13 protein-coding genes and 3 pseudogenes are annotated in these 26,063 nt (G+C 68.5%); 12 read left to right on the forward strand and 4 right to left on the reverse strand.

Annotated elements, in window-relative coordinates:
* The coding region (locus AC2W7M_RS03305; RefSeq protein ID WP_486130047.1) for a hypothetical protein at positions 1 to 317 on the reverse strand (317 nt) is incomplete at its 3' end.
* A 31-nt stretch (positions 318 to 348) separates the two neighbouring features.
* Between AC2W7M_RS03305 and AC2W7M_RS03310 the strand changes: the two genes are divergently transcribed.
* The 3 genes from AC2W7M_RS03310 to AC2W7M_RS03320 are packed head-to-tail and all read left to right on the forward strand — an operon-like array spanning position 349 to position 3,334.
* Positions 349 to 1,848, forward strand: a complete 1,500-nt coding sequence (locus AC2W7M_RS03310; protein WP_486130049.1) for an ATP-binding cassette domain-containing protein — start codon at positions 349 to 351, stop codon at positions 1,846 to 1,848.
* Positions 1,848 to 2,024, forward strand: a complete 177-nt coding sequence (locus AC2W7M_RS03315; RefSeq protein ID WP_486130051.1) for a hypothetical protein — start codon at positions 1,848 to 1,850, stop codon at positions 2,022 to 2,024. The genes AC2W7M_RS03310 and AC2W7M_RS03315 overlap by 1 nt, the downstream gene beginning before the upstream one ends.
* Positions 2,021 to 3,334, forward strand: a complete 1,314-nt coding sequence (locus AC2W7M_RS03320; protein ID WP_486130053.1) for an NHLP bacteriocin system secretion protein — start codon at positions 2,021 to 2,023, stop codon at positions 3,332 to 3,334. Before AC2W7M_RS03315 ends, AC2W7M_RS03320 begins: the two co-directional genes overlap by 4 nt.
* A 149-nt stretch (positions 3,335 to 3,483) precedes the next feature.
* On the opposite strand, the gene AC2W7M_RS03325 is transcribed toward AC2W7M_RS03320, so the two are convergent.
* The 3 genes and pseudogenes from AC2W7M_RS03325 to AC2W7M_RS03335 all read right to left on the reverse strand — a co-directional run bounded on the left by AC2W7M_RS03325 (position 3,484) and on the right by AC2W7M_RS03335 (position 7,339).
* Positions 3,484 to 5,145, reverse strand: a complete 1,662-nt coding sequence (locus tag AC2W7M_RS03325; RefSeq protein WP_486130055.1) for a DUF1254 domain-containing protein — start codon at positions 5,143 to 5,145, stop codon at positions 3,484 to 3,486.
* A gap of 461 nt (positions 5,146 to 5,606) precedes the next feature.
* Positions 5,607 to 6,929 (reverse strand): annotated as a pseudogene (locus tag AC2W7M_RS03330) (4-aminobutyrate--2-oxoglutarate transaminase); the annotation flags it as partial.
* Positions 6,930 to 6,967: 38 nt separating this feature from the next.
* Complete coding sequence (locus AC2W7M_RS03335; protein ID WP_486130056.1) at positions 6,968 to 7,339, reverse strand: hypothetical protein; 372 nt, start codon at positions 7,337 to 7,339, stop codon at positions 6,968 to 6,970.
* A gap of 1,002 nt (positions 7,340 to 8,341) precedes the next feature.
* Here AC2W7M_RS03335 and AC2W7M_RS03340 point away from each other — a divergent pair.
* The 9 genes and pseudogenes from AC2W7M_RS03340 to AC2W7M_RS03380 all read left to right on the forward strand — a co-directional run.
* Positions 8,342 to 9,579, forward strand: a pseudogene (locus AC2W7M_RS03340) (maltotransferase domain-containing protein); the annotation flags it as partial.
* A gap of 834 nt (positions 9,580 to 10,413) precedes the next feature.
* Positions 10,414 to 10,638, forward strand: a complete 225-nt coding sequence (locus tag AC2W7M_RS03345) for a hypothetical protein (protein ID WP_486130070.1) — start codon at positions 10,414 to 10,416, stop codon at positions 10,636 to 10,638.
* Positions 10,635 to 13,906 (forward strand): annotated as a pseudogene (gene treS / locus AC2W7M_RS03350) (maltose alpha-D-glucosyltransferase). Before AC2W7M_RS03345 ends, treS begins: the two are co-directional and overlap by 4 nt.
* Positions 13,903 to 16,092 (forward strand): 1,4-alpha-glucan branching protein GlgB, encoded by a 2,190-nt coding sequence (gene glgB, locus AC2W7M_RS03355; RefSeq protein ID WP_486130058.1) that lies wholly within the window; start codon positions 13,903 to 13,905, stop codon positions 16,090 to 16,092. Before treS ends, glgB begins: the two are co-directional and overlap by 4 nt.
* A complete protein-coding gene (gene glgX, locus AC2W7M_RS03360) occupies positions 16,092 to 18,194 on the forward strand; it encodes a glycogen debranching protein GlgX (protein ID WP_486130060.1) in 2,103 nt (700 codons plus the stop codon). The genes glgB and glgX overlap by 1 nt, the downstream gene beginning before the upstream one ends.
* Positions 18,191 to 19,678 carry an alpha-amylase family glycosyl hydrolase gene (locus AC2W7M_RS03365; protein ID WP_486130062.1) on the forward strand — a complete coding sequence of 496 codons (1,488 nt, stop codon included), beginning with the start codon at positions 18,191 to 18,193 and terminating at the stop codon, positions 19,676 to 19,678. Before glgX ends, AC2W7M_RS03365 begins: the two co-directional genes overlap by 4 nt.
* Positions 19,679 to 19,936: 258 nt before the next feature.
* Positions 19,937 to 23,269 carry a 4-alpha-glucanotransferase gene (malQ, locus tag AC2W7M_RS03370; RefSeq protein ID WP_486130064.1) on the forward strand — a complete coding sequence of 1,111 codons (3,333 nt, stop codon included), beginning with the start codon at positions 19,937 to 19,939 and terminating at the stop codon, positions 23,267 to 23,269.
* The gene (locus AC2W7M_RS03375; RefSeq protein ID WP_486130066.1) at positions 23,194 to 24,498 is read left to right on the forward strand and encodes a malto-oligosyltrehalose synthase; all 1,305 of its coding nucleotides are present in this window, start codon (positions 23,194 to 23,196) and stop codon (positions 24,496 to 24,498) included. The genes malQ and AC2W7M_RS03375 overlap by 76 nt, the downstream gene beginning before the upstream one ends.
* A 370-nt stretch (positions 24,499 to 24,868) precedes the next feature.
* On the forward strand, positions 24,869 to 26,063 hold a 1,195-nt coding region (locus AC2W7M_RS03380; RefSeq protein ID WP_486130068.1), incomplete at its 3' end, for a tyrosine-type recombinase/integrase.

Raw genomic sequence — 26,063 nt, forward strand, 5'->3', positions numbered from 1 at the left:
GCCGCGCGCTCGCGGAACTGATGGGCGTGCGGCCTCTGCCGGTCGCCCAGCAGGAGGGTGAAGCGGGCGCGGCCTATCTCGACCGGTTCACCGTCGCCCACGGCCTGCGCCTGCGCACCCTGCGACTCGACGGGCAGGGCGCGCCGGAGGGCGAAGGCCCCATGCTGGCCTTTGACATGGATGACGCCCCGGTGGTGCTGAAGCCCCGTCCCCTCGGCGGCTACGACATGGAAGCCGCGCCGCTCGGCGGCACGCCGCGCCGGATGCGCCGGCGACTGGGAGCGGCTGCGGCCCGCCGCCTTCGCCTTCTGCCGCACCCTGCCGCAGGGACCCCTCACCTATCGCGAGGTGCTCGGCTTCGGCCTGAAGGCGGCGACTGCGGACTTCGTCCTGCTCGCGGCCTGCGGCACGGCCGGCGCGCTTCTGGCCATGCTGCCGCCGATCGCCTCCCAGCAGATCACCAACATCGCCGTCCACACCGCCGACACCGCATTCCTGGCGGAGCTGCTGACGGTGCTGTTCGTCGCCTTGCTGGTGGAGACCAGCTTCGTCGCCATCGGCCGGCTGGCCGAACTGCGCATCCAGGGTCGCGCCGGGCTGGCGCTGCATGCCGCCATGGTGGACCGGCTGCTGCGCCTGACGCCGACCGACCTGCGTTCCTCGACCACCCTCATCCTCGCCACCGAAATGGAGACGGTGGAGAAATTCCGCCGCGCCCTGATCGGCTACGGCTGCACGGCGCTGGTCGCGCTGCTGCACGGGCTGGCGGCGGCCGCGCTGGTGGCGTTCATCTCGCCCCCCACCGGGCTGATCGCCATCGCCCTGGTTCTGCTCCTGGTGGGCCTGACGGCCCTCGTCGGCTGGCTGCAGTTCAAGGCGATCTACGAGGGCGAGCGGATGGACGTCATCGTGCTCGCCTTCGTCTACGACCTCATCCGCCTGGTGCCCATCGCCCGCGGCAACCGCCTCGAAAGGCGCGCCTTCACCCAATGGAGCGAGAATTTCCTCGCCTTCCAGACCCGGCTGATGCGCTCGGCGCGCATCGCCAACATCATCGCCGTGATCGAGCCGTTCTGGGATGCGCTGATGCTGGCCGCCTGCTTCGGCGCGCTGGCCTATGCCGGCGCGACGGCGAGCCTCAGCGCCGGCGCCGCAGTGGCGTTCGTCATGGCCCTGAGCCGCCTCACCCGTTCCGGCAAGGACCTGTCCCACGCGCTCCTGGGCGCCGCCAAGCTCCTGCCCATGGCAAAGCTCGCCCGCCCGTTCATCGAGTTCAAGGTGGAGCCCCTCGTCGCCGGAGCCCCGGTGTCGCACCTTGCCGGCCGCATCGACGCCGCCGACGTGACCTTCTTCTATGGCACAAAGCGGGCGCTCGACGGCGTGAGCTTCACCATCGAGGACGGCGCCTTCGTGTCCATCGCCGGTCCGTCGGGCAGCGGAAAATCCACGCTTCTAGCGGTGATCGCCGGGCTTGAGCAGCCGCAGGCGGGCCACGTGCTGCTGGGCGGCCACGACCTTTCGGGCATCGACCGGCGCCAGCTCTCGCGCCGGCTCGGCATCGTCCTGCAAGGCGGCCGGCTGTTTCCCGGCTCGCTCTACGACAACATCCGCGGCGTCGGCGACATCGACCTCGACGCGGCCTGGCATTTCGCCGAGCAGGCAGGCATCGCCGACGAACTGAAGGCGATGCCCATGGGTCTGCGCACGCTGGTGAGCGAGGCCGGATCGGGCCTGTCCCTCGGCCAGGTCCAGAGGATCCTGATCGCCCGCGCGCTGGCCCAGTCGCCGGCCGTGCTGATCCTGGACGAGGCCATGAGCGCGCTCGACGCGCCGCGCAGGAGCGCGTGATGACGACGCTCGAAGGCCTCAGCCTGACGCGCATCGTGGTCGCGCACAGCCCCGCAGTGTGGGCCCGCACCGACCGGGTGCTCGTGCTTCGGGAGGGTGCGCTGGTGGCCGGCGGGCCACCCCATGAGGCCATCCCGGCGCCGCCTCCTTCGCCTCAAGCCCCGGCACGACCATGACCAACGAGCACCTGTTCCGCCCCGAGGCCGAAGCGCAGCTGCGCCGACCGGAAGACCTGGCGACGGCGCTGCGCCTCGTCGGCTCCGGCCACGTGGCGGCCCTGGTGGTGTTGTGCCTGGCCACTGCGGCGGCGGTTGCCGCTGCGGTCTTCCTGCAGGTGCCCATCAACGTCGCCGGAACCGGCGTGGTGCTGAGCTCCAAAGGGGTGCTGGAATTCACCGTCTCGTCCGACCACGAGGGACGCATCGTCGACATCCTGGTGGATGTGGGCCAGCGCGTGGTGCCAGGCCAGGAGGTGGCGCGCATCGTCCAGCCGGCGCTGCAGACCGAACTGAAGCTGGCGGAGAGCGAGCTCGATCTGGTGCGGCAGGAGGAGCGCAGCGTGCGCAAGCTCCAGGCGGAGACGACGAAGATCTTCGACGGGGTGCGCAAGCAGCAGGAGGCGACCGCGCGCGAGACCATCGAGCTGCTGCACCAGCGCCGCGAGCTGCTGGAGAAGCTGGCCGACGGCATGGAGGCGCTGCGGCGCAGCGGCAACACCACGTTCGAGCGTTATCTTCAGGTGCGGGCCGAACTCGCGCAGGTGCTGGAGCGCATCTCCACCGAGAACGGCCGGCTTCTGGCCTTCTCCCTGGAATCCTACGAGAAGCAGGCGCAGTATGAGCGCGAGTTGCAGGCGCTGGAGACCCGCCGCGCCCAGGCCGAGCGGCAGATCGGCCGCCTGAAGGACCGGATCGCCAACGAGACCTCCGTGCGCAGCACCGAGCACGGCATCGTCTCGGAGCTCAAGGAATATCCCGGCGACCTGGTGCGCTTCGACACGCCGCTCCTCAGCCTTCTGCCGGTGGACGAAAGCTTCTCCGACTTCCGGCCCGGGACGACGCGCCTAGTCGCGGCGGTCTTCATTCCTGCCAAGGACGGCAAGAAGATCCGGGACGGAATGAGCGTGCTGGTGGAACCGACCTCGGTGCGCCGCGACGTGTTCGGCTCGATCCGCGGCGTCGTCACAAAAACCTCCATCGTCGCGGCGAGCCCGGAGCAGATGCGCCACATGCTGCGCAACGACGATCTGGTGCGCAAGCTCACGGCCGAGGGGCCCCCGTTCCTGATCACCGTGGAGCTGGAGCGCGACGCGCGCGCGCCGAGCGGATTCCGCTGGACCACCTCCACCGGGCCCGACACCCAGGTGACGGCGGGAACCCTGCTGGAGGCAAAGGTGCAGACCGAGCGGGTCTCCCTGCTGGGCCTGATCCTTCCCGCGGTGAAGGAATTGCTGCGCGGCCCCAGCGTGCAGCGGTCCGTATTCTAGGACATGAACTTAAAATGGGCATTGTCGGCGAATTGCGTGTGGTCGCTTTGTCGGAAGCAACCATGGCGCCGCCAAACTTCCCAAGTTGAAAAGTCCTGGAGCGCTTTCCCGTGGAATGGTCTCCTCGGGAAAGCGCTCCTCGTCGGGCGCTACTTAACCAATTCGATCTCGCCGGCCCGCCAGCTCTTGTCGAAGAAGGAGGGCAAGGGGCTATAGAGGCGCAGGATGGTGAACCAGCCCTTGCCCGGCATGGTCTGGATCCAGTTGCCGCGCGCAACGCCCTGGGGCTGCGTCGGTCCGAACCAGATGGTGGTGGTGCCATCGGCCGCAGCCTCCGCGGCGGGCGATGGATAGGCCTGGCTTCCGGCCCGCGGATACTTCTGCGGCGTCTGCAGCATGGACCGGGTCTGGTTGTCGTAGAGCGTGAGCGACCAGAAGGCCTCCGCCGGGATCTTCGCGGGCAAGACCACCTTGTAGGTCTTGGCGCCGTCGAAGGGGTTTCGGTTATGGTCGAGGAAGCCCATGAGATACTGTGATCCGACGCCCGGGATACGCATGATCATGCCGGGCGAGTCGAGCGTGTAGCCGTAATAGAAGGCGGTGCGGGAATCGAGGGTTCGCGCCCCGGTGGGCGGCAGAGGCTTGAACATGCCGGCTTCGAAGAGCGGCGGCGGCGTCTCAAAGAAGGCGCCGCCCTCCCACAGCATGGACCCCCACTGCGAGTTCTCGTAATAGGCCCAGTCGGGATGCTTCATCGCGTAGCGCCAGTTGAGCGCCCGTCCGGTCGCCTGCCCGAAGGCTGCCGCTTCCGACAGGATCTTCTTCATCCGCTCGTCCGGATTGAACGGCTTGCCATGGACGATGCCGATCGCGGCGAGCTGGCCGGCGAGTTCCACGTCGTAGCTGGTGGCCGGCTGGGTCTGGACGTTCTCGTTGATCATCTCGAAGAATCTGAAGTCGCTCGGCGGGATCGTATTGAACGACTTGCCGCTAGCCTCGATGAACTTCGTCTCCGGGATCTTGGGTTCAGGCGCGATCCTGACCGCGCCATCCAGCGCCTGCGCGATGCTCGAGCCGTAGGAGCCCGGCTGGTAGGGATAGACCTTCATGGTCTTCTTGATGGTCTCGACCGCAGGTGCCGGATCGTTGTTCTGCAGATAGGCGCGCGCCGCGTAGAGCGCGAAATTCGTCTTGGAGCGGCCGATGAAGTAGCCACCTTCCGGTAGCGGGCCGTCATAGTCGGGTCCCACGATCAGATACTTGCCGCCAAGGCCCCGGTCCGGCCCCGGCCCACCGATGTCGATGATCCACGAGAACCACATGTCGTTGATGGTGCCGACGGCGCCCGGCGGCTGCTCGACCACCACGGGCCCTTTGCTCAGGTCCAGGCCGGTGAGGTAATAGACCGTGTCGGCATTGGCTGTCAGGAACAGCGAATGGGAATCCATGAGCTTCGGGAAGATGACGACATCGCCGGGCTGGGCGCCGATGCCTTCGAAGCCCTTGACGATCGCCAGCGCCGAGGCGCCGCGGAAACTGTTGTTGTAGACGTTCAGGGCCTGGGTGAAATCCAGGATGTCGTAGGTCTTCTGGGCCGTCTCGGCCGTGGGCACGCCATCGGTGAAGTTCAGCTGCCCGTAGCTGGTCGTGATCGTCGGCGGCGCGCCCAGCGATTGGACGACTGTGTCCGGCACCTGGGCCTGCGCGGTCGTGCCCGAGGCAAGCAGAAGGCCCGCGATGGCAAGGGCCGAAAGCGAGTGCCGGTTTGCCGGCCCCGCGGCGGGGGCCGATGATGGAGTCTTTGACCTCATGGGTCCCCTCGTTACAGCGTCAGTTGCGTCTAGGAGCATCGACATTCGGTCCCGGCAAGTTGACCTTCAAACCACAGGGTCGGCCTCGCGGGCGAACGATGCTGGCCAGGAGCCGACTCGGAGGCAAGGCCCAAGAGAACAGCGCCACTCCCATCCCGAACAGAGGTGCGAATGGCTGACTTTTTGACATTTCATGCCATTTTTGACCTGTCGGGCGTTCAGATCTCTGCATTCAACCACCGGCCCCTCTCACGGGAGAGCACCCGCTGCCTGGCCAGTCCAGCTGCGTAGCGGCGTCTTCGGGTCATGGGCGTCGATTGGCGGCTTCTCCTGTACGTCCGATCATTCAATCCGCATTTGGCTACGCGCTTATGAAGCCTCGCCCGAGCGCCCCGTGGCCGGCAGCTTTGGGGCGCTGCCCCGACCAGGCGCGTACCGTGGCCCGCGACGCGGGCGCCGAGCTATGGCGAGGTGGTGATCCCTCCTGCGAGCGGGCAGGCGCCAGGGCTGCGCCTGCGGTGGCGGCGGCGCTCACGCCTCGGCGCGCATTCGCGCAGGCTCGCCTCGATGATGTCGAGCGCCTCGCCGAACACCGCGTCGGGGATGGTCAGCGGCGCCAGGAAGCGGATCACGTTGCCGTAGACGCCGCACGACAGCAGGATCAGCCCCTTGGCGAGCGCGCGCTGGCGCACCGCATTGGTGAAGTCGGCCGCCGGGGTTCCCGCGCCCGGATGGGTGAACTCCACCGCGTTCATGAAGCCCGGCCCGCGGATGTCGGCGATCTGCGGCACCGCGCCGGCCAGCGAATGCAGCCGCTGCTTGAGGCGCGCGCCCAGCGCCTCGGCCCGGGCACACAGGTCCTCCTCGGCGATCACGTCGAGCACCGCGTGGGACGCCGCCACCGCCAGCGGATTGCCGCCATAGGTGCCGCCGAGCCCACCGGCGCCGGGCGCGTCCATCAGCTCCGCCCGGCCGGTGACCGCGGCGATCGGGAAGCCGCCGCCCAGCCCCTTCGCCATGGTGGTGAGATCGGCCGTGACGCCGGTGCGCTCCATGGCGAACAGGCGCCCGGTGCGGGCGAAGCCGGTCTGAACCTCGTCGGCGATCAGCACGATGCCGTGGCGGTCGGCGATCGCCCGCAATTCCTTCAGGAACGCGGCCGGCGCCTCGTAGAAGCCGCCCTCCCCCTGCACCGGCTCGACGATGAAGGCGGCGACCCGCGCCGGGTCCACGTCGGCCTTGAACAGGCGATCGAGCGCCGCCAGCGCGTCCTCTTCCGTCACGCCGTGCAGCGCCACCGGGAACGGCAGATGGTAGACCTCCGGCATCATCGGCCCGAACCCGGTCTTGTAGGGCACCACCTTGCCGGTCATGGACATGCCCATGAAGGTGCGGCCGTGGAAGCCGCCCGCGAAGGCGATCACCGCCGCGCGCCCGGTGGCGGCGCGGGCGATCTTCACCGCGTTCTCGGTGGCCTCCGCGCCGGTGGTCACGAACACGGTCTTCTTGGCGAAGTCGCCCGGCACCGCCGCGTTCAGCCGCTCAGCGAGGTGCACATAGGTCTCGTAGGGCACCACCTGGTGGCAGGTGTGGGTGAAGCGGTCGAGCTGGTCGCGCACCGCGGCGAGCACCTTCGGGTGGCGGTGGCCGGTATTCACCACGGCGATGCCGGCGGCGAAATCGATGTAGCGGCGCCCTTCCGCGTCCCAGATCTCGGCATTCTCGGCGCGGGCCGCATAGATTTCGGTGGTGACCCCGACCGCGCGCGAAACCGCCTGCCGCCGCGCGCCTCAAGCTCCGAATTCCCCATCACCGCCTCCCCTCACCGGTCCTGGCGCCGGCCGCGCCCGTCGATTTGTCCTATCATTGCGCCATTCTGCCAGTTTCCGGCAATCACCCGTGCGGCCGCCGGGTCTCCCGCGCCATGATCTGCGCAGCGATGGAGACGCGGCTGCCCCGGCTCAGTGGCAGACCGCGCAATTGCACGCACCATGTTCGCCCAGCCCCCCTGGGAGAAGAACGACAGATCAACAGTGAAGCTCGGGCTGCGCCATATTTCATTCAGAACATAGGCTTCAGCGCGAGCGTTCTTCGAGCAAAAACGCGCAAGCATAAGCTTCAGCTTGGGCAATATTTTTGGCACGGATGAGCGCCAGGCCCTCGGCCCGCCCGAACCTTCGACGCGCAGCTGCATCGGTTGGTCTTCATGCCCATTCTGGGGAACGAAGCACGGCCCAGATCATTATTTGATGCGAGGCATCGATGAGGATCGCACGTGCAAAGATGGTCGCCCAATGGACATTCGCCTTTCGACGGACCCGTCACGGCACCTTCCTCCGGCATCGCCTCGCCGCGCATTTGTTACGTGCCGGCGCGCCACCTGTCCTCGCCCGGGACCGAGCAATCTCTCTTCGCCCGGATCCGCAATATGGGCTTCGACACGGTTCTGCTGAGTTGGCCATTTCCCGTGGACGAGGGCAGTTGGTTCGCGACGCAGACACTGGATCGGTTGGTCGCGCGCTTCGCAGATGAAAAGCCTCACGATGTTTTCAAGCGGATTGCTGACTCTGCGGCCAGCCACAACTTGGCGCTTTATGTGGACTTGGTTTGCACCATGGCTGGAGATGGCGATCTCGCCGCCGCACTTCCCGGCAGTTGGTCCCAAGATCGCACCGCCCTGGACCCCCGCGTGGGGCCCGCCGCGGCTGGTCATTCGCTCGCTCTGAATGACGCCTCCGCAGCGAGCCGATTTTGCGAGTTCTGGGCCGGGCATCTCGATGCGTGGCACCGTTCCGGCGTTCGGGGCATACGCTGTCACAATGCGGGAGCTTTGTCCGCGCAAGTGTGGCAGCCCCTTCTTGCCGACGCACGTCGCTCAGGCATGATCGCTCTCGCCTGGGCGCCGGGCGTGCCGCGGGAGCAGGTCCGGCAGCTGGCGGGCGCTTTCGATTTCGTCACGTCTTCAGCCGCTTGGTGGGATGGGCGGGCCTCCTGGCTCGTCGAGGAATACCAGGACCTCCGCCCGCATGCGCGACTTCTGGGTTTTTGTGACGATCCCTTCCAGGCGCGCCTGGGCGCACGCACACCCAGTCTTGCCGCCGAGGCCCGACATCGCCTTGCTCTCGCCGCCGCCGCTCAGCTCTCCGACGGCTGGCTCATGCCCCTGGGGTTCGAGCATGGGGCGCGCTCTGCCTTCATGGACACCGGGCCAGGGAGCGACAGCGACGATCTTGGCTACGATCTGTCCGAAGACATCGCAGCGCTGAACGACGCGCGCAGCGAAATCCACCACCTGCGCCAACTCACCTCCCCCGGCGCGGCAGTCACGCTGGTGAAGGCGGACGGTCCTGCAGGGGCGCGGCTGATCGCCATCAATCCCGATCTGTCGCACGCCGCCCCGCTCCGTGCGGGGAAAGCGGCAGCCAAGCTGGGCCTGGCCTGCGCCGGCACGGCAAAGGACGCGCTTCCGCCCGGTGGCGCGGCGTCCATCGGCCTCACCCCGAGTGTGCCGGTGACGGCTCCCGGCCCCGACATCGCGACCTGGACCGGGTTGCCGCGCATCGCCATCGAACGCGTGAGCCCGAGCATCGACGGCGGCCGGTTTGCCGTGAAGCGCAATGTGGGCGACACGGTCACTGTCGAGGCCGACATATTCACTGACGGCCACGAGCAGCTTGCGGCCGAAGTGCTCTGGCGCGCCTTGGACGAGCCGCAGTGGCGGCGCGCACCCATGGGGCGCTCGGCAACGATCGATGGCAGGCGCAGTTCCCACTCCTTCGCGTCGGCCGGCACGAATTCCGGATCGAAGCCTGGTGGGACCATTTCGGCACATTCTGTCGGGACCTGGCCAAGAAGCGTGATGCCGGCCAGAACCTGACCCTGGAGGTTCGGGAAGGCCGCGGCCAGCTGGATGCCGCGCTGGCGACAGCCTCCAAAACAGCGCGGAAGATCATTCGCGCGCATCTCAAGCTGCTGTCAGGCAGCGAGGCGACGGCCGTCGATGCGCTTCTGTCCCCCGAACTGTCGGCGGCCATGGCGGAAGCGCAGCCGCGCGCCTTCGCGACCGGCGCAGAGCAATGCTATCCCGTCGACAGCGATCGCGAGGCCGCGCGCTTTGCCAGCTGGTACGAGCTCTTTCCCCGCTCCATCACCGACGATGCCCGCCGGCACGGCACGTTCCAAGACGTCATCGGGCGGCTGCCGGCGATCCGCGCGATGGGCTTCGACGTGCTCTATTTCCCGCCGATCCACCCCATCGGCCGCACGCATCGCAAGGGGCGCAACAACGGGCTCCAGGCCGGGCCGGACGACCCCGGCAGTCCCTATGCGATCGGCTCGGAAGCGGGCGGTCACGAGGCGATCCACCCCGAGCTGGGCACGTTCGACGATTTCCGCGCGCTGGTCGCGGCGGCGCGCTGCGAAGGCCTGGAGATCGCCCTCGACTTCGCCATCCAGTGCGCCCCCGATCATCCCTGGCTCAAGGCGCATCCCGAATGGTTCCGGTGGCGGCCCGACGGCAGCATCGCTTACGCCGAGAACCCGCCGAAGAAGTACGAGGACATCGTCAACGTGGATTTCTACGCGGACGGCGCCGTGCCCGACCTGTGGACGGCATTGCGCGATGTGGTGGCCGGCTGGGTGCGGCTCGGCGTGCGCCTCTTCCGGGTGGACAATCCGCACACGAAACCATTCCCGTTCTGGGAATGGCTGATTGCCGATATCCGCAGCCGCGATCCCGGTGTCATCTTCCTTGCTGAGGCTTTCACCCGCCCAAAGGTGATGTACCGGCTCGGCAAGATCGGCTTCTCTCAATCCTATACCTATTTTACCTGGCGCAATACCAAAGCCGAGTTGAGGGATTATCTGGAGGAGTTGAACCGCGCCCCCGCCAGCGACATCTACCGCCCGCATTTTTTCGTCAACACGCCCGACATCAACCCCTATTTCCTTCAGAGGTCGGGGCGGCCGGGCTTCCTCATCCGGGGCGCGCTCGCGGCCACGCTGTCGGGGTTGTGGGGCTGCTATTCCGGGTTCGAACTCTGCGAGGCGGACCCGGTGCCCGGCAAGGAGGAGTATCTCGACAGCGAAAAATACGAGATCAAGCCGCGCGACTACTTTGCCCCCGGAAACATCATCGCCGAAATCACGCGTCTCAATGCCATTCGGCGCGCGCATCCGGCGTTGCAGAGCCATCTGAACATCACCTTCTACAATGCCTTCGACGACCATGTGCTGTACTTCGGCAAGCGCGTGCCCGGCGATCCCGAGATGGTGCTGGTGGCGGTCAGCCTTGACCCTCACGCCCCGCGCAGCGCCGCCATCGAGGTGCCGCTGTGGGAATTCGGTTTGCCCGACCATGCCAGCGTCGCCGTCGACGATCTGGTGCGCGACCGCTCTTTCACCTGGACCGGCAAGATGCAGACGATCCACCTCGACCCCTCCGACCTGCCCTATGCCATCTGGCGCATCCGTCCGGAAGGAGCGGTGTCATGAACGTCCACACCGTTTCCCCCGCCTCCACTGCGACTTCAGATGATCTCTGGTACAAGGATGCGGTCATCTACCAGCTGCATGTAAAATCGTTCTTCGATGCCAATGACGACGGCGTCGGCGACTTCCTTGGTCTGATTTCGAAGCTCGATTATATAGCCGGTCTCGGCGTGACCTGCATCTGGCTGCTGCCCTTCTACCCGTCTCCGCGGCGGGACGACGGCTACGACATTTCCGAATATAAGGGCGTTCATCCCGATTACGGCACCATGGCCGATGCGCGCCGCTTCGTTCGCGAAGCCCATGCGCGCGGGATGCGGGTGATCACCGAACTCGTCATCAACCACACCAGCGACCAGCATCCCTGGTTTCAGCGGGCGCGGCGTGCCAAGCCGGGCTCGGCGCACCGCAACTTCTATGTCTGGTCTGACAACGACCAGGCCTATGCCGGCACGCGCATCATTTTCTCGACACCGAGAAGTCGAACTGGACATGGGATCCCGCGGCGGGCGCCTATTTCTGGCACCGTTTCTATTCGCACCAGCCCGATCTCAACTTCGACAATCCCGCCGTGCTGAAGGCGGTGCTCGGGGTGATGCGGTTCTGGCTCGACCTGGGCGTCGACGGGCTCCGGCTCGATGCGGTGCCCTATCTGGTGGAGCGCGAGGGGACGTCCAACGAAAACCTGCCGGAAACCCACGTGATCCTCAAGAAGATCCGCGCAGAGCTGGACGCCGCCTATCCCGGCCGCCTGCTGCTGGCGGAGGCCAACATGTGGCCCGAGGACACCCAGCAGTATTTCGGCGAGGGCGACGAATGCCACATGGCGTTCCACTTCCCGCTGATGCCGCGCATGTACATGGCCATCGCCCAGGAAGACCGGTTCCCCATCACCGACATCATGCGACAGACGCCGGATATTCCCGTCAATTGCCAGTGGGCCATCTTCCTGCGCAACCACGACGAGCTGACCCTCGAGATGGTCACCGACAGTGAGCGCGACTATCTCTGGAACTTCTACGCGGCCGACCGGCGGGCGCGCATCAATCTCGGCATCCGCCGCCGGCTCGCCCCGCTGCTGGAGCGCGATCGCCGCCGGGTCGAGCTGATGAAGTCGCTCCTGCTGTCCATGCCCGGCACGCCGGTGATGTACTATGGCGACGAAATCGGCATGGGCGACAACATCTTCCTAGGCGATCGCGATGGCGTGCGCACGCCCATGCAGTGGTCGTCGGACCGCAATGGCGGCTTCTCGAAGGCCGACCCGGCCAGCCTCGTTCTGCCGCCCATTCAAGACCCGCTTTACGGCTTCCAGGCCATCAATGTGGAGGCGCAGAGCCGCGACACCCACTCGCTGCTGAACTGGACGCGCAAGCTTCTCGCGGTGCGCCGCGCCCATGGCGCGTTCGGCCGTGGCGCGCTGCGGTTCCTCTATCCGAAGAACCGCAAGGTGTTTGCCTATCTGCGCGAGCACGACGGCGAGACGCTGTTGTGCGTGGCCAATCTCGCCCGCTCGCCGCAGGCGGTGGAACTGGACCTGTCCGAGTTCGCCGGCCGCATCCCGCTGGAATTGCTCGGCTCCTCGTCGTTTCCGCCGATCGGCCAACTGACCTACCTGCTCACCTTGCCGCCCTACGGCTTCTACTGGTTCCTGCTGGCCGCCAATGCGCCCTCGCCGGACTGGCACACGCCCGCGCCCGAAGCCATGCCCGAATATCTGACCTTCGTCCTCAAGGGCGCGCCGGAAGAGATGATCACGGCGGCGCACCGCAAGACCTTCGAGGCCGACGTTCTGCCGGCCTATCTGCCCAAGCGGCGCTGGTTCGCGGGCAAGGGCGACGCCCTCCAATCCGCGCGCATCACGATGACGGCCCGGCTCGGCAAGAAGCGGGAGCGGGCCTTCGTGCTGGTGGAGACCAAGCGCGCGGGCGCAACGGACCTGTACCAGATCCCGGTCGGCATCGCCTGGGATGACGAGATCGGCCCGTCCTTGCCGCAACAGCTGGCATTGGCCCGCGTCCGGCGCGGCCGCCGCACCGGATTTCTGACCGACGCGTTCGCGCTCCCCGAGTTCGCCGCCGACCTCATGAGCCTGATGGCGCAGGATGGCGAGGCGCCGAGTTCGGCGGGCCGCATTCTCTTCCGCAAAACCCATGCCTTCGACGGCGCCGTCATCGCCGAGGGCGCGCCGGTCCGCTTCCTGTCCGCCGAGCAGTCGAACTCGTCGCTGATCTATGGCGATCAGGCGATCCTGAAGCTGTTCCGCCGCGTCACGCCTGGCGTCCACCCCGAGGCGGAGATGAGCCGGGCCCTGACGGAGCGCGGCTTTGCCAACACGGCGACTTTGCTTGGCGAGATCATTCACGAGCCCGAGGACGGCGCGGCTCAGGTTCTGGCGGTGCTCCAGGCCTATATCCCCGGCGAGGGCGACGCATGGACCTTCACCCTCTCCTTCCTGCAGCGCGCCGCGGACGAGGTGGGGCACGGAGGCAGCCGGCAGGACGAGTTGCTGCGGCCCTATCTGCGCTTTGCCGAGCATCTCGGCCTGCGGCTCGGGGAAATGCACCGTCTGCTCGCGTCCGAAACCGATGACCACGCCTTCGGGCCGATCCGTGCCGGAGGCGCCGAGATGAAGGTCTGGCGCTCCCGCATCGGCGCCCGCATCGAGGCGGCGCTCGGGGGTCTGGCGGGCTGCATCGATACGCTGGCGGACGCGGATCAGACGAAGGCGCGCCGCATCCTCGATCGGCGCGCGGCCATCGCCGCCGAAATCGAGCGGCTGATCACGGCCGGCGAGGGCGCCCTTCTCCACCGCATCCATGGCGATTTTCACCTCGGCCAGGTGCTGGTGGCGCAGGGAGATGCGGTCATCATCGACTTCGAGGGCGAGCCCGCATTGCCGGTGGAAGAGCGCCGGGCGAAAGACAGCGGCTGGCGCGACGTGGCTGGCATCCTGCGATCGCTGGACTATGCGGTGCGAGCCCGGCGCCGGCCGTCCCAGGCGGCGGGCGACGAAAATTTCGAGCAGCTCGCCGAGCAGTTCCAGGCGAGCGTCCCGCAGACCGTCCTCGATGCCTACCGCAAGGGCGCGGGCCTGGCCGACGGCAGTTCCGATGCCGCCCGGGACGAGGCTCTGCTGCGCCTGTTCCTGCTGGAGAAGGCGGCCTATGAGGTGAGCTACGAAATGGACAACCGTCCCGACTGGCTCTCGATCGCGCTCGGTAGCTTCGCCCGCCTCGTGTCGGACCTGCCCGCGGATGCCGGCGCATGAGCCGCGTGCCGCCGCTCGACCCAACCGTGCTCGACCAGCTCGCCTCGGGGCGGCTGGACGATCCGTTCGCCGTCCTCGGACCGCACGAGGGTCCCCGCGGGCGCTTCGTGCGCGTGTTCGTGCCCGGCGCCCGCGCGGTCGCAATTGTGTCCGCCGCGAACCAGAAGACCACGGTCCTGGCGCCGGGGCCCATCGAGGGATTGTTCTGCGGCCCGCTGCCCGAAGGGGGCTACCGTCTGCAAATTCGCTGGCATGGCGGCGTCCAGGAGGTGGCGGACCCCTACGCTTTTGGCCTTCTGCTCGGCGATCTTGATCTTCACCTCATCTCCGAGGGCCGGCATTTCCGCCTTCCCGACGCCCTCGGCGCCGCGCCCCTCACCATCGACGGCATTCACGGCACCCGCTTCGCGGTCTGGGCGCCCAATGCGCGGCGCGTGAGCGCTATCGGCGACTTCAACGGCTGGGATGGCCGCCGCCACGCCATGCGCCGCCGCGGATCGAGCGGGGTTTTCGAGATTTTCATTCCCGATGTGGCACCGGGCGCGCTCTACAAATACGAGATCATCGCCCCCGACGGCACGCTGCTGCCGCCCAAGGCCGACCCGGTCGCGCGTGCCACGCAGCTGCCGCCGCAAACCGCATCCGTGGTGCCGTCGCCCGTCACGCATCGCTGGCGTGACGCGTCCTTCATGGCGGCGCGTGCCGCGCGCAATGGCCCGGGCGCGCCCATCAGCATCTATGAGGTGCATCCCGGCTCCTGGCTGCGCGATCCGGAAACCGGCGGCCCGCTGTCGTGGCGCGGCCTCGCGGACCGGCTGGTGCCTTACGTGAAATCCCTCGGCTTCACGCACGTGGAACTGATGCCGGTGGCCGAGCATCCGTTCACGGGCTCCTGGGGCTATCAACCGCTCGGGCTTTTCGCCCCCTCGCGCCGATTTGGCGAGCCGGAGGATTTCGCCGCCTTCGTCGACGCCTGCCACATCGAAGGCATCGGCGTCATCATCGACTTCGTGCCGGCCCATTTCCCGTCCGACGCGCACGGGCTGGCCCGGTTCGACGGCACGGCGCTCTACGAGCACGAGGATCCGCGCGAGGGCTTCCACCAGGATTGGAACACCCTGATCTACAATCTCGGCCGGCGCGAGGTCTCCGGCTTCCTCATCGCCGCCGCTGTCCACTGGCTCGAGCATTTCCATGTGGACGGCCTGCGCGTAGATGCGGTCGCCTCCATGCTCTATCGCGACTACAGCCGAAAGGCCGGCGAATGGATCCCCAACCGCTTCGGCGGCCGGGAGAACCTCGAATCCGTGGACTTCCTGCGTCACCTCAACGCGGTGGTGGCCGAGCGCTGCCCCGGCGCCATTACGCTCGCCGAGGAATCCACCGCATGGCCGGGCGTGAGCCGCCCCACCGAGGAGGGCGGGCTCGGCTTTTCCTACAAATGGAACATGGGCTGGATGCACGACACGCTCCATTATATGGCGCGCGCGCCCATCTATCGCCGGCACCACCACGGGGAGCTGACCTTCTCCCTCGTCTATGCCTTCTCCGAGCGCTTCGTGCTGCCGCTCTCCCATGACGAGGTGGTGCACGGCAAGGGCTCGCTCATCGGCAAGATGCCGGGCGACACCTGGCAGAAGCGGGCGAACCTGCGCGCGCTGTTCGGCCTCATGTGGACCCACCCCGGCAAGAAGCTGCTCTTCATGGGCGGGGAGATCGGGCAGGAGCGCGAGTGGAGCCACGACCGCGAGATCGACTGGCTCCTGCTGGAGGATCCCGCCCATCGCGGCATCCAGACGCTGGTGCGCGACCTCAACCGCCTCTATCGCGATTTGCCGGCGCTGCATGCGCTGGACGACCGCCCGGAGGGCTTCCGCTGGATCGTCGGCGACGATGCGGACAACAGCGTCCTCGCCTTCCTGCGCCTCGCGCCCGATGCGGCGCCGGTGCTGGCGGTCATCAACCTCACGCCGGTGCCGCGGCAGGGCTACCGCATCGGCGTGCCCCATGCCGGCCGCTGGCGCGAGGTGCTGAACTCCGACGCCCCCCTCTACGGCGGCTCCGGCATGGGCAATTACGGCGGCGTCGAAACGCGGGACGAACCCGCCCACGGCGCGGGCCAGAGCCTTGAGCTGACACTACCCCCCCTCTCCACCCTCCTCTTCGTACATTCGGGAGACAAGTAATGGCGAAGCCGGAGCGGCTCGAAAGCGGACAACCCTATCCGCTCGGCGCGACGTGGGACGGGCTGGGGGCGAATTTCGCCGTCTTCTCCGCCAATGCGGACGGCATCGATCTGTGCCTGTTCGACCCGTCCGGCCGGCGGGAGATCGCGCGGATGCCGCTGCCGGAATGCACCGACGAGGTGTGGCACGGCTACCTGCCCAACGCGCATCTCGGCCTCCTCTACGGCTTCCGCGCCCATGGGCGCTACGAGCCGGAAGAGGGCCACCGCTTCAACCCGCACAAATTGCTGCTCGACCCCTATGCCCGGCAGATCGCGGGGCAGGTGCAATGGTCGGACGCCCTGTTCGGCTATCGCGTCGCCTCCAACCGGGGCGATCTCTCCTTCGACCGGCGCGACAGCGCGGTGGCCATGCCCAAGGCGGTGCTGGTGGACGACAGCTTCTCCTGGGGCGACGACCGCCCGCCGCAGACGCCGTGGTCGGACACGGTGATCTATGAGGCCCATGTGCGCGGCCTCTCCATGCTGCGCGAGGACGTGCTGCCGCACCAGCGCGGCACCTTCGCCGCCCTCGCCCATCCCGCCTTTATCGATCACGTGAAGCGCATGGGCGTGACGGCGGTGGAGCTGCTGCCGGTCCACGCTTTCGTTCAGGACCGCTACCTCGTCTCGCAGGGCCTCAGGAACTACTGGGGCTACAACACTCTGTCCTTCTTTGCCCCCGAGCCGCGCTATCTCTCAGCCGGTGACCGCAACGAGTTCAAGGTCGCCATCCGCCGGCTGCACGCCGCCGGGCTCGAGGTGATCCTCGACGTGGTCTACAACCACACCGCCGAGGGCAGCGAGCTGGGGCCGACCTTCAGCTTCCGCGGCCTCGACAACCGCTCCTACTACCGGCTGGTGAAGGACGAACCGCGCTACTGCATCAACGATACCGGAACCGGCAACACGCTGAATCTCTCCCACCCGCGCGTCCTGCAGATGGTGGTGGATTCCCTGCGCTACTGGGTGACGCACTATCACATCGACGGCTTCCGCTTCGATCTCGGCGTCACGTTGGGCCGCGAGGAGCACGGCTTCGATCCCGGCTCCGGCTTCTTCGACGTGCTGCGGCAGGACCCGGTACTCTCCCGCGTCAAGCTCATCTCCGAGCCGTGGGACATCGGCCCGGGCGGCTACCAGCTCGGCCATCACCCGCCGGGCTTCGCCGAGTGGAACGACCGCTTCCGCGACACGGTGCGCCGCTTCTGGCGCGGCGATGCCGGGCAGCGGGGAGAGCTGGCCGCGCGGCTCTCCGGCTCCGGCGACATCTTCGACCGCCGCGCCCGGCGGCCGTGGGCCTCGGTGAACTTCATCGCCTCCCATGACGGGTTCACGCTCAAGGACATCGTCTCCTATTCCGAGCGCCACAACGCCGCCAATGGCGAGGACAATCGCGACGGCCATTCGGAGAACTACTCGGCCAACTGGGGCGCGGAAGGCCCGACCGACGACCCCGAAATCCGCGAGCGCCGCGCCCGGCTGGAACGGGCCATGCTCGCCACGGTCCTGCTCGCGCTCGGCACGCCCATGCTGCTCGCCGGCGACGAATTCGGCCGCACGCAGAACGGCAACAACAACGCCTATTGCCAGGACAACGAGACCTCCTGGATCGACTGGTCGCTACTGGACGGCCCGGATGGGCAGATCCTCGCGGATTTCGTGGCGTCGCTCGCCAAGGCGCGGCACGATTATCCGCTGCTGCGCTGCCGCTCCTTCCTCTATGGCGACCGGGAATTGGCGCCCGGCATCACCGACATCGCGTGGTTCGACGAGAAGGCCGGCACGCCCTCGCCCGACGACTGGAACGCGGCGGAGGCGCGCCTCCTCACCCTGCGCCGCGCCGCCCACGGCGACGACGGCACCATCTGCGTGATGACGCTCATGCTCAACGCCACGCAGGAGCCGCGCAGCTTCCGCATTCCGCCGCCGACGCCTGTGATCCTGATGATCGACAGCGCCAATCCCGGCGCGCCCGAGATGCTGGTGGAAGGCGAGGAGGTGGAGGTGGCGCCGCAGTCCCTCGTGCTGCTGCGCGGGCGCATCGCCGGGGAAAGCGCATGAGCGGGATGTGGCACGAGGCGCAGACCGCCTTCGGCCCTGTCCTCACCGCCGACGGCACGCTGTTCCGTCTGTGGGCGCCGGGCGCCGAGGCCATCGAGCTGGAGTTCGCCACGGGCGAGCGCCTTGCGCTGTCGCCGCGCGGGGAAGGCTGGTTCGAGGTCGAGGCGCCGGTGGGGCCGGGCGCGCGCTATCGCTTCCGCCTGCCGGACGGCACCGCCTTTCCCGATCCCGCGTCGCGGGCGCAGGCGGAAGATGTGCACGGCTTCAGCGTGGTCACCGATTCCGCCGCCTACCGCTGGCGCACGCAGTGGGGCGGGCGGCCGTGGCACGAGGCGGTGATCCTGGAGGTTCACGCCGGCCTCTGCGGCGGCTTTTCCGGTGTCGCAGAGAAAATCCCCGCCTGGGCCGCCCTCGGCATCACGGCGGTGGAGCTGATGCCCGTCGCCGCCTTTCCCGGCACGCGCAACTGGGGATATGACGGCGTGCTGCCCTTCGCCCCCGCCTCTGCCTACGGCACGCCGGACGACCTGAAAGCGCTCATCGACACCGCCCATGCCCACGGCGTGATGATGCTGCTGGACGTGGTCTACAACCACTTCGGGCCGGACGGGAATTATCTCGGCCTCTACGCGCCCGATTTCTTCCACCCGGAGCAGGCGACCCCGTGGGGACCGGCGGTGGCGTTCGACCGGCCGGAGGTGGCCCGCTTCTTCCTCGAAAACGCGCTGATGTGGATCGAGGCGTTCCGCTTCGACGGGCTGCGGCTCGATGCCGTCCACGCCATCCTGCCGCCGGACGCCCTTGCCGCCCTCGGCCGCGACCTCCGCGCCCGCATTCCGCCCGGCCGGCACGTGCATCTGGTGCTGGAGAACGAGCACAACGACGCGGCCCTGCTGCCGCGCCCCTTCGATGCCCAGTGGAACGACGACATCCACCATTGCCTCCACGTGCTGCTGACCGGCGAGCGCGAGGCCTATTACGGCGACTTCGCCGATGCCCCCGCCCATCGCCTCGCCCGCTGCCTCTCCGACGGCTTCGCCTATCAGGGCGAGGAGGCGCCGAACCTCGGCCGGCGCGCGGCACGGCGAGCGGGCATCTGCCGCCCACCGCCTTCGTCGCCTTCGTCCAGAACCACGACCAGATCGGCAACCGGGCCTTCGGCGAGCGCCTGCTTGCGCTGGCGGATCCCGATGGCGTGCGCGCGGCGCTGGCGCTGGTGCTGCTCAGCCCGCAGATTCCCATGCTGTTCATGGGCGAGGAGATGGGGGCGCGCACGCCCTTCCTGTTCTTCACCGACCATGCCGAGGGGCTGGCGGACCTGGTGCGCGAAGGCCGGCGCGCGGAGTTTCAGCGCTTCGCCGCCTTCGCCGATCCCGAGCGGCGCGCCATCATCCCGGACCCCAATGCGGAGGCGACCTTCACCGCCTCCATCCCCGCGCCGCCGCCCGATGCGGAGGACTGGGAGGCCTTCGTGGAGGACATGATCGCCACCCGCCACGCTTATGTGGTGCCGCGCCTTGCGGGGGCCGCGAGCCTCGGTGCCCAGGCATTGTCCGAGCGCGCCGTCATCGCGCGCTGGCGCATGGGCGACGGCGCGGTGCTGACGCTGGCGGCGAATTTCGGCGACGAGCCCTGCCCCGCCGATCTGCCGGCGGCGCTCGCCCTTATCGCATCCAGCGGCCCCGTGGACGACTTCGCCATTCCGCCCCGCGCCACCCTCGCCTTCTCGAAAGGCGGGCGGCATGACGGCGCGCCGCCGTCCCGATCCCTCGCCCTTGGAGACGCTGGCCCGCGCGGCCGGTGTGTCCATCGCGTGGGCGGACGCCTTCGAGCGCCCGCATCGCGTGCCCTTGGAGACGCTGGAGCGCGTGCTCACCGCCCTCGGCCATCCCTGCGGCACGCCGGCCGACGTTGCGCGTTCCCTCGCCGCCCTTCAGGCGCCGCAGGGGCTGCCAGGACTGATCACCGCCGATGCGGGCCGCGAGGTGGTTTTGCCGGGTGTGGTGCCGTCCGTGACCGTGGAACTGGACGGCGAGACACTCCGCCGCCTCGTCCTGCGGCCGCATCGGGATGGCTCCGCCTTCACGGCGCCGGAAACACCCGGCTATCACGTGCTGCGCATCGGCGGAGAGAGCGTGCGCCTTGCGGTGGCGCCCCGCCATGCGCCCTCGGTGGCAGAGCGGACCGGCCGCGCGCAGGCCTTCGGCGTGGCGGCGCAAGTCTATGGCCTGCGGCAGGCGGGGGATGGCGGCATCGGACACCTCGGCGCCGTGGCGGCGCTGGCCGAGCGGCTGGCCGGCTTCGGCGCGCAGGCGGTGGCGCTGAGCCCGCTCCACGCGCTGTTCTCCGCCGCGCCGGAGCGCTTCAGCCCCTATGCCCCCTCCAGCCGGCTCGCCCTCAACCCGCTCCTCGCCGACACCGCCCTTTTTCCCGGAGGCGGGATGGAAGCCGCGGCCGAGGACGCGGACGGCTTCATCGACTGGCCTCGCGCGGCGCGGCGCAAGCTCGCGCATCTGCGCCGGCTGTTCGACACGCTGGACACCTTCCCCGAGGCCGCCGCAGGATTTGCCGCCTTCGCCGCCCAGCCCGGCGACGGCCTCGCCCGCCATGCGCTGTTCGAGGCGCTGCATGCGTCCATGTTGGCGGACGGCCACGGCCCCGACTGGCGGCGCTGGCCCTCGCCGCTGCGCGATCCGGATGGCCCGGCCGTCGCGGAATTCGCCTCCGCCCAGGTGGAGGAGGTGCGCTTCCATCTCTTCCTGCAATGGCTTGCCGCGCGCAGCCTTGCCGACGCGCAGGCCCGCGCGCGGGCGGCCGGCATGGGCATCGGCCTCATCGCCGACCTCGCCGTGGGGCTCGATCCCGCCGGCGGGCAGCTGGAGCCGGCCGGGCGCGATCGTCCTCGCCGGCCTCCGCCATCGGGCGCGCCGCCGGACCTCATCAATCGGGACGGGCAGAACTGGGGCCTCACCGCCATCTCGCCCACGGCGCTGGCGGCGCAGAACTTCGAGCCGTTCATCGCCGCCATCCGCGCGGCGCTGCGCCATGCCGGCGGGGTGCGCATCGACCACATCCTCGGCCTGCGCCGCCTGTGGCTGGTGCCGGATGGCGCCGGCGCCGGAGAGGGGGCGTATCTCTCCTACCCGCTTGAAGACCTCCTGCGCCTCGTCGCCATCGAGGCCCACGCCCACGGCGCCATCGCCATCGGCGAGGATCTCGGCACGGTGCCGGCCGGCCTGCGCGAGCAGATGACGGCGCGGGGCATCCTCGGCATGCGCGTGCTGCCGTTCGAGCGCGACGCGGACGGCGGCTTCCTGCCGCCGCAGGACTGGCAGCGGGAGGCGGCGGCCATGACCTCCACCCACGATCTGCCCACCGTCGCCGGCTGGTGGGCGGGCCGCGACCTCCACTGGCGCGCCCGCAGTCGCCGCCTGCGATGTTGCGGCCGAAGCCCTCACCGCGCGCGACGGCGAACGCGCGGCCTTCGCGGCGGCCGCGTCCGAGGCGGGCATCGCCTCCGCTCTCGACGAGGCGGGCGAGGCGGTCGATGCCGCCATCGCCTACGTGGCGCAAAGCGCGTCCGACCTCGCGCTGATCCCGCTGGAAGACCTCCTCGGCCTCGACGAGAGCCCCAACCTTCCCGGCACGGTGGACGAGCACCCCAACTGGCGCCGCCGCATGGCCGCGCCGGCCGAAGACCTCCTCGCCGCACCGAAGGTGAAGGCTCGCCTCTCTTTCCTCCAGAGCACCCGCGGCGAAGGGGCCGCCGAGCAATGACCTCCGCCATCCCGCGCGCCACCTATCGCCTGCAGTTCCACAAGGGCTTCACTTTCGACGATGGCGTCGCGGTGGTGCCCTATCTCGCGGACCTTGGCATCAGCCACGTCTATGCCTCGCCCATCCTGAAGGCGCGGGCGGGCTCGACCCATTGCTACGACGTGGTTGACCCCGCCCTGGTCAATCCCGAGCTCGGCGGCGAGGACGGTCTCGACCGCCTCGTGGCCGCGCTCCGGGCGAAGGACATGGGGCTGGTGGTGGACATCGTGCCCAACCACATGGGCGTCGGCGGCGACGAGAACCCCTATTGGCTGGACGTGCTGCGCAACGGGCCGCAGAGCCCCTTCGCGGCTATGTTCGACATTGACTTCGAGGCGGGCGGCGGGCGGATGCTCGCCCCCTTTCTTGGCGCGCCCTATCACGAGGTCCTCGCCAGCGGCGACCTGAAACTGGTGCGCGACGCCGAGGCCGGCTGGGCGGTGCGCTATTTCCACCACCTTTTTCCGCTGCGCCCCGAAGACGCCGAGGCGCTGGAGGCGGACCCCGCCTCGGCCGGCGGCTTCGCGGGCGAAGAAGCCGCCCGGCATCTCCATGCGCTGCTGGAGCGCCAGCATTTCCGCCTCGCCTTCTGGCGGACGGCGCCGGACGCCATCAACTGGCGCCGCTTCTTCGACGTAACGGAACTCGCTGCACTGCGCGCTGACGCGCCCGGCGTGTTCGAGCGCACCCACGCCAAGGTGCTGGATCTCTATGCCGAAGGGCTCATCGACGGCCTGCGCGTGGACCATGTGGACGGCCTCGCCGACCCCGGCGCCTATTGCCGGCGGCTGAGGGCCGAGCTTTCGGCGCGCGAGGCGGACCGGCCAGAGCCGCTGCGCGGGCGCGCCTGGCTGGTGGTGGAGAAGATCATCGCCACCGGCGAAAGCCTCGATCCCGCATGGCAGGTGGACGGCACCACCGGCTACGACTTCATGGAGGAAGCCGGTCGCGTTCTTCATGATGCGGGCGGCCGCGATATCCTCGCCGCCGATTGGGCCGCGCGCACCGGCCGGCGGCCGCCTTCGCACCCGAGGAGGAGGCGGCGCGCCGGGACATCATCGCGCGATCCTTCACCGCTCCGCTGGAACGCGCGGTGGATGCGTTGGCACAGCTCGCCGCCGTCGAGCTCGCAGACCGCGAGCGTCCCCGGCCGGCGCTGCGCCGCTGTCTCATCGAAATCCTGGTGCACTTCCCGCGCTACCGCACCTATGCCGCGGGCACGGGAGACAGCGGCGCCGATGCGCTCGCCCAGGCGGTGACGGCCGCCCGCCGCACCGGCCTGCCCGGCGACGCCTGGCACCTCGACCGCATTGCCGACTGGCTGGGGCCGATCGGCGACGATGCGACCCACGTCGAACTCCGCCGCGCCGCCGTGACCTGCTTCGAGCAGCTCTCGACGCCCGTGGCGGCGAAATCGGTGGAGGATACCGCCTTCTACCGCTACGGGCCGCTGCTCTCGCGCAACGAGGTGGGATCCGATCCCGCCATCGCCGGCGGCTCAGCCGAGGACTGGCATGCCGCTGCGCAGGAGCGGGCCCGGCGCTGGCCGTCCGCCATGCTGGCGAGCGCCACCCACGACCACAAGCGCGGCGAAGACGTGCGCGCGCGCCTGTCAATCCTTTCGGAATGCCCGCACGTGTGGACGGATCGTCTGGACCGCTGGCTTGCGGCCCTCGACGGCCGGTCGCCGCAGATCGATGCCGCCGACCGGATCATGCTGCTCCAGACCCTCGTCGGCGTTTGGCCGGCCGATGCCGCGACGATCGACGGCGTCCTCGACCGGCTGCTGGGCTGGCTGACGAAGGCGCTGCGCGAGGCGAAACGCTTCACCGCGTGGGACGGCCCGAACGCGGAGTTCGAGGCTGAAGCGGCGGACCTCGCCCGGTTTATCCTCTTGTCCAACGACGCCGCCGGGCTTCGACGCGAGATCGCCGATTTCGTGGATCTGATCCGGCCCGCTGCACAGGCGAAGGGACTGGTCGCCACCGCACTGAAGCTCACCGCTCCAGGGGTGCCCGACATCTACCAAGGCACCGAGTTCCAAGATCTCTCGCTGGTGGACCCGGACAATCGGCGCCCGGTAGATTTCGCCCTTCGCCAAAGCAGCCTGCGCGTTCCTCCGAGCCAACCCGATGCGATGAAGCAGCATCTCATCCAGACCTTGCTTCGGCTCCGGTCTTCGGAGCCGGATATTTTCGCTGGCGCCTACACCGCTTTGAAATGCAAATCCCCCATGCCGGTCGCTGCTTTTGCCCGAACCGCGCAAGCCAGAGCGCTGGTTGTCGTCTGCCCCCTGCGGACATTCGGATGGACCGCAGGCGATGGTTGTTTCCTCCCGGAGACCTGGGACGAAATCGATGTGCCCCTGCCCGGCGGTTTCAAGTGGCGACCCGTGCTTCAGAACGATTTGGGATCATCGCCCACCGGCCCCGAGGAACGGTGGTGCTGGCCGATCCAAGTGTTGTTGGGTTCCGGGTCGGCGATCTGAACGGCGCAGGCACTGACACAGAGCTGCAGGCGCCGTGATATGGGCGCAGGCGGGGGATGCCCACCGCGCCTGTCGTTCGCTGGCGACAATCAGCGAGAATTGCCCTCGGCAGCGCGCGCCCCGATGGAGAAAGTATCTTATTTTCAGATATTTATGGTGGTACAGGTGGGTGGGCTCGAACCACCGACCTCCGGTTCCACAGTCTGATTTTATGGGATATCTCGCGATATAGACTGATGCTTGGGATTGCCGCAAGCCGTTCATTCCCATAGGGTTATGATGTACGGCTGTTTCTGTGGATGCCTGAGGTTTGCGTCTTCGGTGGCGACACGGTGGCGACAAAATTCCATCACCAAGCATGAGGCCCCGCATGGCCGACGCCCTGCGACTGACGAAGCGCAACATCGATGCCCTGCCCTCGGTGGCCGCGGTTCGCATCTTTTACGACGCCGAGCTCAAGGGCTTCGGACTGCGCGTCATGCCCTCCGGCTTGAAGACCTTCGTTGTCGAATATCGCCCCAGCGGTGGCGGGCGAGGCGTGCCCAAGAAGCGATACAAGATAGGTAGCTATGGGGAGCTAACTCCGGACCAGGCGCGCAACATGGCCCGCGACGTGCTCGCCGAGGTGCGGCGCGGTGGCGATCCCGCCGGCGAGCGGGCCGGCGCCAGGGTGGCACCCACGGTGGCGGAGATCGCGGAACGCTACCTCGCCGAGGAGGCATATCCGAAGAAGAAGCCGCGCACCGCCGCCGGCTACGCGGAGCTGTTCCGGAACCACATCCTGCCGGCCCTCGGCCCCCGCAAAGCCGCGCAGATCACCGAGGCGGACGTTGCGCGCCTGCACCGCCGGATCGGCACGAAAGCCCCGATAGCGGCCAATCGGGCGGTGGCAGCGCTATCCTCGGCCTTCGCCTGGGCAGCCCGCGTCAAGCTGGTGCCGAAGGGGCACAATCCCTGCGCCGGCATCGAGAAGTTCAGAGAGGAGCGCCGCGAGACATTCCTCAGCGGCGAGCAGCTGGATCGCCTCGGCGCCGCGATCCGGGAGGCTGAAACCGATGGCGTGCCCTGGGAGCCGCGGCCGGACGGGAAGGTGAAACACGCACCGAAGGAAGAGAACCGCCGCGTGCGCATCGCTCCCCATGCCGCCGCAGCGCTGCGCCTGCTGATCTTCACCGGTGCTCGCCTTCGCGAAATCCTCAACCTCAAGTGGACGCATGTCGATCTCGGGCGCGGCTTGCTGCTCCTCCCCGACTCGAAGACAGGGCGCAAAGCCATCGTGCTCAACGCGCCCGCCCTCGCCATTCTCGCCGACCTGCCCCGGCTCGGCGATTTCGTCATTGCCGGCGAAGATCCGAAAAAGCCCCGGGCCGATCTTCAGCGGCCGTGGGCGCTGGTGTCGCGGCGGGCTGGCTTTGTCGAGACGGTGGAAAAGCGGGGTCCCGATGGCGCGCCGCTGGTGGACCGCGCCGCGCGTGATCGATGGAGCGGGCGCGAACCGGTCCGGCCGTCCATGATCGTGCGCCACACCCATGCCTCCCATAGGCGCGCGCCGGCTCGGCCTGCAG

Source organism: Xanthobacter sp. BG11Y11_SDJG (assembly GCF_057364445.1).